The following is an 11,972-nucleotide window of genomic DNA, read 5'->3' as shown; positions in this document are numbered from 1 at the left end:
TTGCTCCTTTTACATGTGTCGTGTAGTTGTTTGATTAATGGCCTGATAATTCTGTTCGACAACCGCTAACTTATCAGGCTTAAGCAATTTTGTTGTTTTTGGTTGACGTACTTCACCGTTGCTCAAGTTATCCGATAAATATTGAGTAACATCGGTACTAGCTTTGAGTGCCTGACTAATGATTTTGCCAGTATTTTGACCCTCAAGTGCCTTTAAATTCTTTGACCAACCCGCAATATAATCAACGCTTTTTTCACCAGGCGCAATGCCTAGGTTTTTAGTAATCACATAGCTGGATAACTCTGCCTGCGTTTCTTTAATGGCTGTGGGCCAATTATTTTGACTCTGCAAAGAATGAAGCTGCGCGTGCGCTATTTCGTGCGCTAAGGTATGAATTTTATCGGTTGGGGTAAGATCACTGCGCAATAGGATATATTTTTCATCCTTATTGGTTTTTGATTGAACAAAGGCTCCTTTTGCTTGTCCCTGCCAGGTCATTGGCCGCTTGGCAATTTGTTCATCTACACCTTGGTCAATGACGGGCACTTTAAGCTTGTCAGCGAACTTCAACAACGTTTTATAAGCCGCATCCAAATGTTTTGGACTTTTATCAGTGGCTAAGTCAATTGGACGATTCGGTAACATACTTGGCAATTGCTCAGCTGTGGCATTGGTTTGACGAACATCAAATACGGTTTCGACTGGATAATGTTTTACACTGCGGACTTCCAATTGATTGTTATTGGCTAATTGCTTTTGTTCAGGTGTCGCATCAGACCAACCTATCTTTTCACCATTGCTATCAATAATGGTTTTCAAGTTTGTTGGGGCACCAAATATCTTGATACCCTTCTCACCTTTATTAACTTGGATGCCATCCGCTGACCATTGTTTGTAGCCTTTCAACAAGGTGGCTTTTGGATTTTGTAGTTGAATCAACATTGAATTACGAGCCGAATAATTTAAGCCAGTCGCGGTAAAGTCAAGGAGCTTTTTAAGTTCAGCGGGATCTTGTTGGTACTTGGCCACCTTTCCCATTGCCTCTTGAATTATCTGCTTATTCTTCAAAGCATTTTCCTTACGACGATCAGCTTTGGAACGACGTTCTTTACTCTTTTTCGGTGTTTTTTCGTCAACTGCTGGCTTAACAGGTTGAATGGTACTCATTTTGACATCCACATAATCTGGTTTGCCTGTTTGTGTCTCTTGCACTGCAAGTTTTTCTAAGGCATCTAAGCGATTAGCATTATCCGTCATACTCATAACGCGCCGCCCTGTAACACCTGCTTTCAATTGTTCGTTCCAATCTTTGCCTTGTAAGGGAATATGACGCTCTGCTTCAATCGCTTCACCAGTAATTGGATTTTTAAAACTAAAACGATCAAAGTAATCAGCGGCTTTAAACCCTGCAACATCGTTGTCAAAAGACACAATGATCTTATTAAATTTGGCTTGCTTAGCAGCAACCGCATCATTCAAATATTGCAAGCCACGTTTGGCATCAGTTCCAGACACAGACAACAGCGTGGCGTTACTTTTCACCATGTCTTGATGGTTTTGTTGCGCATAACTCAATAAGTCAATTGGGCTTTCAAATAAAATTAATGTTTTGTCGCCTGATCCAAATGAGAGGTTATAGCCCGTTGAGGTATCACTGCCAGCAAAGATTTTTTTGGATGTGCCACGCTTTTTGTAATGTTCAAAGTCTTGTTCAGTTCCTTGACGATCAGCGCCCACAATTTTGCCATTAACATCCTTCCAGGGAAAGATGACGGGGTTTTGATGTAGTTTATCACCTTCATGATAACGGCTACCTTGTACCACTGCGCCACTTTTCAATAAATTATCAATGAACTGTGAATTGAGTTTTCGTTGATTAACTAAATAATCTTTGGCTACGTTTGTTTCCTGAGTTTTGAAGACCTTGTCATAATCAAACTTGTAACGCGGTGTGTTGTCTTCGTACAGTTTAGAGACATCAATATTTTCACCTTTGACAAAGCGTGCGTAAGCCAGTTGATTTTTAATAGCGGCACCTTTACTGTCACCATCTGATTTACCTAATTCGTAGTAATGAATGAAATCAACCAAATCACCTTTAACGCCAGTTGAGTTCCAGACAAAGCGGTTTAATTTTGTCCTAACAACTAAACTGTCATGATCAACCATACGTAACTCAGTTGGGGTATCCGTTGTGTATGGAATACCTTTCCAATCGCAATAGCCACGAATTGGTAATAGTTTGAGTTGCGCACGTTCTTCTTTACTGATCGCCATGAGCTTGTCCTCCAACTTGTTTGTCAATTGGTAAGTGATTCAATTCAGCAAATGCCTGATCAATATCATCTGTTTCCAAGTTCATTTTGGCTAACAGTGATCGTCCCAATTCAGCCACAAGGGCATCATTGAGTTGTTTGATGTCTTTTTTGATTGCGCGCTTTTCGTCTTGAATTGCTTTTGCCTGTAAATCTAGTTCATCCAAACGTGTTTGCTTTTCTTTAATTTGTTGGTCAATCGTTTTTTTAGCCATTTTGTAGCTCCCTTTTTGTTTAATATAGGGTCAATATATCAACCTTTTAAATAACTTCATAAAAGTAAATGGTTTTTCCTGAGACCACACAATCCCCCCAGTCCCCCTAATCATTAACTTGACAGGCGTGGTTGATACCACACCAGTAAAGTTAATTGGGGGTTCAAAAAAGCCATCACATTCAAACGATTCTCAAACCGTTTAAATGTGATGGCTTTCCTTCCTGCTGGCTGTTATGCACCATCTATTCTTGCTTTTGTGACTACCAAAACTTTAACAAGCCAAACAAATCTAAGGACTAAAGTCCAAAGATTTGGGCTAAATTTGCAAGGCCAAGCACTACGTGTCGCTACGCGAGCTTTGCAAACCCGCCCTGGCTTGTTTTAGTTTGTCCGTTCACAACGCAATAAGAATAAATTGGTCACAAAACAGGCCAACAGGAGGACAAAATAATGTCTAATATCACAGTCACAAATTCAGGTTTTCAACTGAGAGATGTCAGTGTAGACTTTACTGCTAAATCAGCGGTTGAAGTCGGTAATTACCTCAAACATCAAATTGGGCGTCAATTGCAAGAACGGTTGATTGTCATGAGCTTAAATTCTCAATTGGACGTTATCGCCTCAGACACGATTGCCATAGGACAAATTTCCAGTATTGTTGTATCTCCTAGGAAAGTGTTTCAAATAGCGCTCTTAAATAACGCCAGTAGTATCATTCTTGCGCATAATCACCCCAGTGGTCATTTAGTTCCCTCACAAGAAGATATTGCCTTAACACAAAAGCTAAGAGAAGTTGGGCAATTATTACAAGTACCAGTTAATGACCATTTTATTGTTAGCACAGATGATTATTACTCATTTGCAGAAAATCAGTTTAAATAATCAGGAAGGATATAAAAATGAATATCAAAATTATTAGAATGGAAACCTACTTACAAAATCCTGCAATGGTACTCATTCCTAGCGGTGCTATTCAAGCCGTAGAACTTGTTTATGAAGCTAAAAGCTATGATGAAGATGACTTGACGGCTAATGTTTGGTCAGGGCTGGAAGATGAGCTATCCGAGCTAGGACTTTATTATCCCTTCAACAACAATTGGGTACATCATCAACATCTAAATGATAAATACGATAGATTAGCAATTGGCTACGTCGCAGACAACAACATCACGGTCACAAACGAAAGCCTAGTAAATCATATTCACGGTAGTATTGATGGTGACGAAAGACCCGATTGGATGTAAAGGAGACATTATGGCATGGTATAGCCCTCATCAAGGTTTGACAACCGACTATATGATGATTGAACAAAATATTGCCAGACCAGAAGAATTATTAAGTTGGCGTGATTGTGAGTCAACCTTCAAACCAATTCACATGCAAGCGTACCGTAATGACTACAAGGACGGTGATTATGACTATTTTTTCTCACTGCGTTTTGCAAAATATCCATTATCCAATCTTGTTTTTAATAAAGATGTTACGGAACTAGTATGTGGCAACCCAAAAGCCAGTGCAGCAACCATTCGTAAAAAGTTATTTAAAATTATGAACGACTGGTGGCTACACAACCCAGACTATCATTCACCAAAATCAGACAAGGAGCAACAAAATGACAGAAACTAACCCATTTGAAATTGTAAATAAGCTAATCACTAGCAATGGTGTGATGATTGCAACTCTCAAAAATGGTGATGAAATAACCGTGGCTAGTAATGGTCTAGCCAGACATAACGGGACTTACTTCAAAGATTATGGAGACATTCTAGCGAGTGTTTCAATTGATACAATTCTTGACGCTATTGTTCAGTCAATATCTCAATAAAAAAGCCATGACCATTTTTTAGTCATAGCCCTTCCCCCAGTCCCCCTGATCATTAACTTGACAGGCGTGGTTGATACCACACCAGTAAAGTTAATTGGGGGTTCAAAAGGCTCACTTCCGTTCGCATCGCACCAAATTGTTCTGTTTGCTCTGTGCCGTTTTCACAATCGCATGATAAAGAGTCTGTAAGGCGCAAGCGCCAAACAGTCTCTACAAAGAAACACAAGGACGTGGCAAGTTGCTGCGCAATCCTTGTGTTTCTTTGGTTATCATGCCAATTGTTACCCGTCACGACGCAACCAGCTCAATTGGAGCGATTGCCAACAGGAAAAAGTTTTGGAAAGGTTTATTTCTTATGGAAGTTTATTATCAACTTATTCGCAATAGCGGTCATACCGTTCGTTATGCCTCAACCGATAAGCAAGTTGTTCTCACGCATGGCTACCCAATTTATTTACAAATCTATGGCGCTAATCGTTCAACAGATTACATCTTGAAAGACACGTTTGCCTTTTTAGCCACCCAATACGGCAACAATATTAAATTAGTCAATGTTGATGAACTGGAGAAAAAATAATGACAAAGCAATTCTATGATGATTTTAGCAAATTACCAATCGCCAAAATGGCACAATCAATCGCTGATATGACTTATTTGTTCAATGAGACCAAAGTGCCAACTAGTCACTATAAAGCGCAATTAAGTAAAGGCTTTGAAGAAATGGTTGAAGCTAGCGTTAGTGTTTCATTAGTCAACACCATTTTCAACACTTTGCAAGCTTTGCAAAAAGAAAGTCCCAAGTTGTTTTATCAAGCTATGTTGTGTCTTGATACCAAAGTAAAGCCTAGCAGTATTACCCCTAGTCAATATCAAGCAATGGAATTTACTTGGTCACAATTTGAATTGAACAAAAAGAAAAATATCCTTGATAAGGACTTTATCCAAATATTCAATCAAGTTGAAGAAAACGGACTAACCTATTACACACAAAACCAACAGGAGACTAATGACAATGAATGATGAAGTGATTGAAAATATAGCCATACGTTACTTTTCATGGTCTGATGATTTCCTTATGGGCGGGAGTGAAATTCACGTCAGTGAGTCCACTAGCAATGACTCGGGTGAAATAGATTTATCAGATGATGAAGCACTGCTATTAAGTGCATTTATCATGCAAGAATTAGCTGAGGGTAAACACGTTACCCTAAGAACCACCATTTAAGGAGAATAATATGGCAATCGTCAACGTTAAATATATGGAAACATTGGTTAGAACAGTGGCAGTTAATGTCCCTGATACACTCACAGATGAACAGAAACTGACACAAGCTGTTGCAATTGGTAAACGTCACTATTTTGATGAAAAAGTGATTTTAGGAGCAGATGATTTAGATTTACGTGAAATCAGTGCGGAGTACAAACAAGAGACAACGGACTACGAGGAATTTTAATCACAGATAGGAGTGTGTGCTTATGGGTGTATTCGTTTTTAAACTTCTCATGCTAATTGCCATGCTGGTCTATATTTTATATTACCTAGTCGGTGTGATTATGATTGCGCGTGAAGATGATGAGCGGTAAAAATTTTTTGCCGTGTTCCCCAGACCCGCAAGCGGGATCAAACACGCTACGCTTGTCCTGCCAAGCTCTTGGGTGCCACTTCGCTTTGAGTCAAACATTGTGCCACAACCAGTGACTTGTAAGCCGTGGTGGTGATACCACAGCAACAAGCACTAGCACAGAATACAAGGGCTTCGTAAATTCGCTACGCTCACCCTTGTATTCTGCGCTGCTTGTGTCCCCATGTTCTTCGTCAAAACGAAATAACACACCAATCACAGGCAGGGCCGACAGGAAATGGTTTCTGCCTGGTGCGTACATACTCAAGGAGAACTACTATGAATCGAATCACCAAAGTTATCACTACTATTGCCGCAACAATTATCAGTTTGGATATTTTATTAATGGTCATCAATGGCACAATGTTGTATGTCTTACTCACCCTGGCTGGCTTTTATGTCTTAGCTAGCTTGGCTTTTAAGCAGTCCGCTTATAAAGCGATGCGTTCCTGGATCAATACTGGTCACCTGCCACATAAGGAGAAAACTCATGTCAAAACTCACAACTAAAACATTGTCTACCACTATTGATGCCAACGGATTAGTCATTTTAAAAAGCAATGGCCAATATATCTACCCAGGTTTAGCACAAGCAATCTTTGACGATGCTATTTTTGGTCCGCGTATTTTAAAGCGACTGCAACGTCTTTTTGTTGACCACCCAGATGGTCTGAGTGAATCAGGCCATGACTGGTATTTTGGTTATCTGGTCTGTGCTTATACCCAAACGCATTTTGGTATTAAGAATCTATTGAATTATCCCTCAGTAACAAAGGAACTTTTTTCTCTCTGTCTGACAAAACTATCCGAATAGGAGGATAAAATCATGTTAATCTTTTGTTTATGTTTATTGGCAATGTTTCTATTTTGGCTGTTCGGCCACATCATTGGCACCATCCTGTATTTGAGTATCCTATTTGTTGGTCATTTGATTTCGTATTGGTACTTTTATTTACCACTTATTATTTTGATAAGTCTAGCTATTGCTTTTGGCATCAAAAGTGTCTTAGCGATGCTGGTGCTAATTATTCTCATTCTGTCACTTGCATTGGCATTATTTATAGCAAAATAAAAAGCAAAGCCTTTATAAAAAAGTCTTTACCTTTTATTTTTCCCAAATCATATGATACTCTTTTGAATCAGTCTCAGTATCCATACCTACACTGTCTATGATAAAATCTTTATTCTCATAAAAATTAACGGCATTAATATTATCTACATAGACTGAAAGTGTTAATTTGTCGTTTATTTGTTTTAGGTAATTAATTAATTGGCTACCAACACCTTGGTTTCTGTAGTTCATGTCAACAAATAATCCAGCTATGTAACCATCTAATTCGCCTAAAAAACCGACAATTGTTTCATTATTCCTATACACAAAAACATTTGCTTCAGGCAACATTTTTTTAATGTTCACAAATTGATTTTTCCAATACTGAGCGGGAATAAATGAATGTGCTTGTAAATTGCCATTCAACCAAATCTGTGCCAATTGTTCTAAATCCCTGTCTGAAAAACTGTTTAATTTTGTAATCATTGTAGTCCCCTTTTTCCTAAAACAAGTTTAATAAAAAATAGGAGAGGAGTCAAGTATCTAAAACTAGGAAATAATACTAATTAATCATAATTTCTTTAAATGTTAGTATTAACTGTTAAGCCCGTTTCTTTGCGTATTTTAGCAATGATTTCAGGTATCTGTTCTCTGTACTCACTATCTAAGCGAGCTATTTGTTGTGAGTGTGTTGCTTAGCAAACATCTTTTTTATATCTACAATGACCGCATCAATTTGATTCATTCTTCTTTCACCACCGCTCTAATATTTTCAAAGGCAATATAGGACTCATTAATATACACCCCTAAATCAGAAAAACCATCGACCAAACCAGTTGCGTTAGGCACTAAATTGCCATCCGTGTCCTCAATATTTTGTTGTACAGTCACAAATTCATAATTCGCTGAGGCATGACGCAAGATATTTTGACATGCCGTTAAGGACATCATTGGTAATTTAACAGGTACTGCATTTTTGTTCTGTGCTTCACGCTTTAAAGCTGAGGTATGGTCCGACAGGAAATAGCCATTCCACTTCACCTTGCCACGCTCGCGATAGTCGTTTTGAAAGTAATTGTTAATCATCTTACTAAATTCTGCATCACTCATAGCTGTTACCTCCGTTATGACCACCAACCAGGCTGGCACGGTTAATCGCCGTACCGCCTTTTTCTTTGGACATCGCCCGCATCAGAGCTGTGGTGCCAAACCGTTTCCGGATTTCATCAACAACTTGATCAATTTTGTTGGATTTAATTGATTTTTCTGGTTGCTCAAAGAGGTCAAGTTGCACGCCAGTGTCCTCAATTAAGCCGCCATAATCAATCCCAATATTACGAATCACTTCACCATGCCAATGCTTTTCAAACAAAGCCACCATAATTGCCATTAGTTTGTGGGTATCATTAGTGGGATCAATTCTTTGTTGTTTTCTAAAACCATGACTTCCCTGGCGTTCACTTTCGGCAAAAGAATACCCGATGAACAAGCTAACCAAACAAGTTTGTTTCTTATGTGCTCTGATCCTGGTAGCCACTTGATCAGCCATTTCACGAACAACAATCTCAATCTCTTCTTTTCGTTTATAATCACGCGGTAATACCTGAGAATTACTGTATGATTTGCTTTTAGGCACGACCACCTCAGTCATATCAGTACGATCAATGCCCCAAGATAAGGCAAACAATTGCTCACCAACTAATCCCATCTTTGCTCTAAATTGATAAGGGTCCTGATGCGCCAAATCGTACATTGAATGGATACCCATCACTTCAAGTTTATGTGCTGTGCGGGAACCAATACTCCAGACATCATCCAATTTCGTAATTGGCCACAATTTTGTCGGCACATCCTCATAGTGCCAAATACCCGTCAGGTTTTTAGTGTGTTTTGCTTCAATGTCTAAGGCTATTTTTGCGAGCACAGGCGTGTCACCAATACCAACTGTTAAATAGGCCCCCGTTTCCGCTCTAACTTGCTTTTGAATTTTAAAAGCGACTTCCTCAGGAGTTTTACCAAACAACCGCCAAGAGTGGGTTACGTCTAAAATAGACTCATCAATCGAGTACGGCAGCAAATTAATATCATCGGTATATTGACGATAAATATTATTGATTTTTAGGTTTTCAGCAATATAATTATTCATCCTAGGGTGTGCGATAAACAAGCCATGCACATCAGGTAAATCACGCTGGCGCATCACATTACAAATGCCTAAGTCCTTCTTAGCTGTTGGTGAGGCCGCTAGGACTAAACCACCATTCGTGTTTGCTTGTTCAGACATCACGACTAAATCGCCCTTTAATGGATTAAAGCCCCGCTCAACATTTTCAACACTGGCGTAGAAACTTTTTGAATCAATTAGGAAGAACACGCCACGGTTTTCTTTGCTATAATCATATTCAGTTGTGATTGCGTTTTCCATCAGCAACCTCCAAAAACATTTGTGTATAATTCATTATACGAACAAGCGTTCGTTTACGCAAGCGAACAAAACATTAAATTTGTGACAAAAGCAAAAGCTATGCTATAATAAAGACATAGAAAAGAGCCGTAGCGTGAACTACGACTCCTAGCAAACCCGTATCGACGGTGGCTAAGTTAATAATTCATCTAATGATCATCAGCCCAGCTAAAGCAAGATGATCATTTTTTGTTGCTGTTTTTTATCAGCTCAACAACTAATCCAACCAGTATCAAGACAAATGTCCCAAAACCAATCATTAGCTGTAAAGTATCCGAAACGGACACTAGGCATCTCCTTTCCTAGAATCTGGGTTTACAGTTTTAACACCATAAGCACCACCTCCACTCAGGATAGCCACCATCTTAACTTGTTTGCTGTAACTAGTATAACATACCCCAAAATAGCAATTGCTCTAAAACTCAAACGCTTGTGAAATTTTAAAAATGCTTACTAAAATAAGGCTTCCAAAGACTTTGTGAAAGTTTTTTTGGAACCCTTATTTTTGACAGCTTTAAAAAGATGATATAGCGTTACTTATGATAGCACACGTTATGTCGAGCTAGTTAATTGACTCAGCATTATTTTAGTTCAATATCTGCATAAAGTGCTTTTTCAAATACTTTTTTGGCAAAAGGACAAGCTGGGTTAATTTTAATATTTTGTTTTCTGGCTAGCGAAACTAATTCATCAATCATTTGTTGCGCGATACCCTGTCCCCTCAATGCAGGTGAAACATAAGTATTTGTAATTTTCCATGTATTTCTGTCTTCTTCATAATCAATAAAGGCTAAATCATCATTACTTCCTGGTACACTCAAGCGGCCATTATAGTTGACAAATTGCATAATTTTCCTCCTAATACACCCTTTTCAAAAAAATTTTAGAACAAAAGTAAAAAAGCCATTCTGGTTTTATGATTCGACCAATTGGTATGATAATAGATATTTTATTTAAACTATTAAACCGCGCACTGACTTTCTAATCTAATATAATTCTTACAGAACAATTTTAACATATTTTCTCATATTCATGAAACTAAAAAACAGGGAGCTGAAATATTGAAAAATTTAGTGCTCATACACCGAAAATTCCGACTACTTTATTTTGCTCTTATACTAAAAAAATGGACTATTTTTATTCAGTCCGTAAAATGAAAGTATAGGAGTATTTTTATGTCAATTCGTTATTCACAAGATTTCAAAGATTCATTGGTTAAACTTCACCAAGAAGGCCGTTCACTCAAATCATTAGCAGAAGAATTTGGACCATCAAAAGATTCTATTGCTATTTGGGTTAAACAAGCTACCCCAATCATGATCAAGGGTCAGTCAAAGACTTTAAAAGACGTCAAGCAACTAGAGAAGCGCCTCGCTATTTTGGAGGAAGAAAACGAAATTTTATCACGCATAGCCTGACAGGCATTGAGCGGCCATCTTACTAGCCAAAAAATAGTCCGTAATGTGGGATTGCCGCTAGTTAATCAATTTTTAGCACAAGGCTACGCGCTTGTGCGTATTTTAAGTGCACTTAAAATCAAATCTAGTACCTATTACAATTGGCGCCATTGGCAGCCCAGTCGACAAGAAAAGCGTAGAGAATCCCTAAAACCTTATATTTTAGACGTTTGGAAAACCTTTAAATTTTATGGCTATCGTCGTATTGCTGCTTATAGTCACCTAAACAATGACTGTCCAAAAATATCTGAATATATGACACTCAAATTAATGCGTGAATTAGGGATTAGATCACGCATGCAAAAACGTTATCGCAAGCCAAAAACTGTGGTGACGGTTGATCAAAAGCCCAATCTGATTAGACACTTGCATGATTTGAGTGGTGTTTGGCAAACAGATATCACTTATATTCAGTTGACTAATCACAGATGGGTCTATTTAGCGACCGTTTTGGATCCTGAGAAGAGAAAAGTATTGGGCTATAAAATTGGCGATACAATGACAGCCGAGCTAGCCACAAGTGCCTTACAGATGGCGTTAGATAAGCATCGAAAGCCACTCATTATTCATTCAGATATGGGATCACAATACACGAGTGCTGAGTTTAATATTAAATGCCAAAATTATGGCTTGAAACATTCTTATTCACTCAAAGGCCATCCATACGATAATGGCCGTATGGAAGCGTTTCATTCAATATTGAAGCGTGAAGAGGTTTATTTGAAGGCATACCAAACATTAACTGAAGTCCAAGCAGCCATTGGTTGGTATATCAATTTTTATAATCGCAATCGTATCTCAAATGTCGCCTAATTAACTGAATAAAAATAGTCCAATTTATTGACTTCTGAGCATAGGTACTAGGTTTGATTTTAAGTGCACTTAAAATACGCACAAGCGCGTAGCCTTGTGCTAAAAATTGGTTAACTAGCGGCAATCTCACATTACGGACTATTTTTTGGCTAGTAAGATGGCCGTTCAATGCCTGTCAGGCTATGCGTGATAAAATTTCGTTTTCTTC

Annotated in this window: 21 protein-coding genes; 13 read left to right on the top strand and 8 right to left on the bottom strand. The window is 38.4% G+C overall.

The features are described from left to right. Window positions 1–9 precede the first annotated feature (9 nt). Both RHP64_RS05350 and RHP64_RS05345 read right to left on the bottom strand, forming a co-directional pair. Complete coding sequence (locus tag RHP64_RS05350; protein ID WP_462784964.1) at window positions 10–2,277, bottom strand: ArdC-like ssDNA-binding domain-containing protein; 2,268 nt, start codon at window positions 2,275–2,277, stop codon at window positions 10–12. Beyond that, window positions 2,264–2,530 (bottom strand): hypothetical protein, encoded by a 267-nt coding sequence (locus tag RHP64_RS05345; RefSeq protein ID WP_002814593.1) that lies wholly within the window; start codon window positions 2,528–2,530, stop codon window positions 2,264–2,266. The genes RHP64_RS05350 and RHP64_RS05345 overlap by 14 nt, the downstream gene beginning before the upstream one ends. A gap of 452 nt (window positions 2,531–2,982) precedes the next feature. Between RHP64_RS05345 and RHP64_RS05340 the strand changes: the two genes are divergently transcribed. From RHP64_RS05340 to RHP64_RS05305, 8 genes are all read left to right on the top strand, one after another. After that, window positions 2,983–3,414, top strand: coding sequence for a JAB domain-containing protein (locus tag RHP64_RS05340; RefSeq protein ID WP_462784963.1), 432 nt, complete (start codon window positions 2,983–2,985; stop codon window positions 3,412–3,414). Window positions 3,415–3,431: 17 nt separating this feature from the next. Then, a complete protein-coding gene (locus RHP64_RS05335) occupies window positions 3,432–3,776 on the top strand; it encodes a hypothetical protein (RefSeq protein ID WP_146955675.1) in 345 nt (114 codons plus the stop codon). Between the two features lie 10 nt (window positions 3,777–3,786). Next, window positions 3,787–4,158, top strand: coding sequence for a hypothetical protein (locus RHP64_RS05330; RefSeq protein ID WP_146955674.1), 372 nt, complete (start codon window positions 3,787–3,789; stop codon window positions 4,156–4,158). After that, window positions 4,145–4,357, top strand: coding sequence for a hypothetical protein (locus RHP64_RS05325; protein WP_146955673.1), 213 nt, complete (start codon window positions 4,145–4,147; stop codon window positions 4,355–4,357). The genes RHP64_RS05330 and RHP64_RS05325 overlap by 14 nt, the downstream gene beginning before the upstream one ends. A 355-nt stretch (window positions 4,358–4,712) precedes the next feature. Next, entirely contained in the window at window positions 4,713–4,934 is a 222-nt protein-coding gene (locus RHP64_RS05320) for a hypothetical protein (protein ID WP_146958288.1), read from the top strand. Further along, complete coding sequence (locus tag RHP64_RS05315; protein WP_160215180.1) at window positions 4,934–5,377, top strand: hypothetical protein; 444 nt, start codon at window positions 4,934–4,936, stop codon at window positions 5,375–5,377. The genes RHP64_RS05320 and RHP64_RS05315 overlap by 1 nt, the downstream gene beginning before the upstream one ends. Then, window positions 5,364–5,582, top strand: coding sequence for a hypothetical protein (locus RHP64_RS05310; protein WP_462784962.1), 219 nt, complete (start codon window positions 5,364–5,366; stop codon window positions 5,580–5,582). Before RHP64_RS05315 ends, RHP64_RS05310 begins: the two co-directional genes overlap by 14 nt. Before the next feature lie 10 nt (window positions 5,583–5,592). Beyond that, window positions 5,593–5,811 carry a hypothetical protein gene (locus tag RHP64_RS05305; protein WP_021210377.1) on the top strand — a complete coding sequence of 73 codons (219 nt, stop codon included), beginning with the start codon at window positions 5,593–5,595 and terminating at the stop codon, window positions 5,809–5,811. 220 nt (window positions 5,812–6,031) lie between these two features. On the opposite strand, the gene RHP64_RS05300 is transcribed toward RHP64_RS05305, so the two are convergent. Next, complete coding sequence (locus RHP64_RS05300; protein ID WP_146955671.1) at window positions 6,032–6,241, bottom strand: hypothetical protein; 210 nt, start codon at window positions 6,239–6,241, stop codon at window positions 6,032–6,034. A 17-nt stretch (window positions 6,242–6,258) separates the two neighbouring features. Between RHP64_RS05300 and RHP64_RS05295 the strand changes: the two genes are divergently transcribed. The 3 genes from RHP64_RS05295 to RHP64_RS05285 are packed head-to-tail and all read left to right on the top strand — an operon-like array spanning window position 6,259 to window position 7,051. Continuing rightward, complete coding sequence (locus RHP64_RS05295; RefSeq protein ID WP_146955670.1) at window positions 6,259–6,489, top strand: hypothetical protein; 231 nt, start codon at window positions 6,259–6,261, stop codon at window positions 6,487–6,489. After that, window positions 6,470–6,793 carry a hypothetical protein gene (locus RHP64_RS05290; RefSeq protein ID WP_146955669.1) on the top strand — a complete coding sequence of 108 codons (324 nt, stop codon included), beginning with the start codon at window positions 6,470–6,472 and terminating at the stop codon, window positions 6,791–6,793. Before RHP64_RS05295 ends, RHP64_RS05290 begins: the two co-directional genes overlap by 20 nt. 12 nt (window positions 6,794–6,805) lie before the next feature. Next, a complete protein-coding gene (locus tag RHP64_RS05285) occupies window positions 6,806–7,051 on the top strand; it encodes a hypothetical protein (protein WP_146955668.1) in 246 nt (81 codons plus the stop codon). A gap of 33 nt (window positions 7,052–7,084) precedes the next feature. Here RHP64_RS05285 and RHP64_RS05280 read toward each other — a convergent pair whose 3' ends face one another. The 5 genes from RHP64_RS05280 to RHP64_RS05260 form a co-directional block, all read right to left on the bottom strand. After that, window positions 7,085–7,516 (bottom strand): GNAT family N-acetyltransferase, encoded by a 432-nt coding sequence (locus tag RHP64_RS05280; RefSeq protein ID WP_146955667.1) that lies wholly within the window; start codon window positions 7,514–7,516, stop codon window positions 7,085–7,087. A gap of 255 nt (window positions 7,517–7,771) precedes the next feature. Continuing rightward, a complete protein-coding gene (locus tag RHP64_RS05275; protein WP_150288723.1) occupies window positions 7,772–8,140 on the bottom strand; it encodes a hypothetical protein in 369 nt (122 codons plus the stop codon). Next, window positions 8,133–9,455, bottom strand: a complete 1,323-nt coding sequence (locus RHP64_RS05270; protein ID WP_435302999.1) for a Y-family DNA polymerase — start codon at window positions 9,453–9,455, stop codon at window positions 8,133–8,135. Before RHP64_RS05270 ends, RHP64_RS05275 begins: the two co-directional genes overlap by 8 nt. Before the next feature lie 221 nt (window positions 9,456–9,676). Beyond that, a complete protein-coding gene (locus RHP64_RS05265) occupies window positions 9,677–9,754 on the bottom strand; it encodes a putative holin-like toxin (protein ID WP_285714049.1) in 78 nt (25 codons plus the stop codon). A 321-nt stretch (window positions 9,755–10,075) separates the two neighbouring features. After that, window positions 10,076–10,342, bottom strand: coding sequence for a GNAT family N-acetyltransferase (locus tag RHP64_RS05260; RefSeq protein ID WP_050892476.1), 267 nt, complete (start codon window positions 10,340–10,342; stop codon window positions 10,076–10,078). A gap of 327 nt (window positions 10,343–10,669) precedes the next feature. Here RHP64_RS05260 and RHP64_RS05255 point away from each other — a divergent pair, with 327 nt between their 5' ends. Beyond that, on the top strand, window positions 10,670–10,912 hold the full coding sequence (locus RHP64_RS05255) for a transposase (protein ID WP_004912700.1): 243 nt from the start codon (window positions 10,670–10,672) through the stop codon (window positions 10,910–10,912). A 45-nt stretch (window positions 10,913–10,957) separates the two neighbouring features. Next, entirely contained in the window at window positions 10,958–11,764 is an 807-nt protein-coding gene (locus RHP64_RS05250) for an IS3 family transposase (protein ID WP_061399638.1), read from the top strand. Window positions 11,765–11,972 lie beyond the last annotated feature (208 nt).

This window comes from Leuconostoc sp. XM4, assembly GCF_055698815.1.
This window is presented reverse-complemented; position numbering and strand designations above follow the sequence as displayed.